Genomic DNA, 669 nt, shown 5'->3' with positions numbered 1-669 from the left:
TTTCCCAAACTTTGTGTAACTGCTTATAATCCACTAACCGGAGAATAAGCAATGACTAAGCAAACCGACCTTAAAAAACTTGCCCAGCAAATGGCTAGCAGCATGAAAAGCTTTGATGACATCAAAGACTTTCAAAAGCAACTCATGCAATCTTTTATCGACACCGCGTTAGAAGCTGAAATGGAAGAACATCTAGGCTATGCCAAGCACGAGAAAGCAGACAAGCCCAATAAACGTAACGGTCACACGAAAAAGAGAGTCCAAAGCGACAGCGGCGATCTTGAAATCTCAACGCCAAGAGACCGTGACAGCAGCTTTGAGCCTGTACTTGTCAGTAAGCATCAAACCCGCATTTCAGGGCTTGACGACAAGATCATCAGCTTTTACGCTAAAGGTCAAACCACCACGGAGATTGTAGAGAGCATCAAAGACATCTACGACGTTGACATCTCAAGCAGTCTGGTTTCAAGAGTGACGGACAATATCATCGATGACATCACCGCTTGGCAGAACCGGCCGTTAAGCAGCGTTTATCCTATCGTCTATCTGGACTGCATTGTCGTTAAAGTTCGCCAAGACAAGCAAATCATCAACAAAGCCATCTACCTAGCGCTAGGTGTGGGACTTGAAGGTAAAAAAGAGCTTTTGGGCATGTGGCTGTCAGAAAGT

At 45.0% G+C, this 669-nt stretch carries 1 protein-coding gene; it reads left to right on the top strand.

Features of this window, described 5'->3' with window-relative positions:
• Window positions 1-51: 51 nt before the first annotated feature.
• Window positions 52-669, top strand: a 618-nt coding sequence (locus JMX98_RS13975; protein ID WP_201587446.1) for a transposase, incomplete at its 3' end; no start/stop codon positions are given.

Source organism: Psychrobacter sp. HII-4 (assembly GCF_904846595.1).
Classification (GTDB): Bacteria; Pseudomonadota; Gammaproteobacteria; order Pseudomonadales; family Moraxellaceae; genus Psychrobacter; species Psychrobacter celer.
The sequence above is the reverse complement of the archived record's forward strand: the minus strand, read 5'-3'. Positions and strand labels throughout refer to the sequence as shown.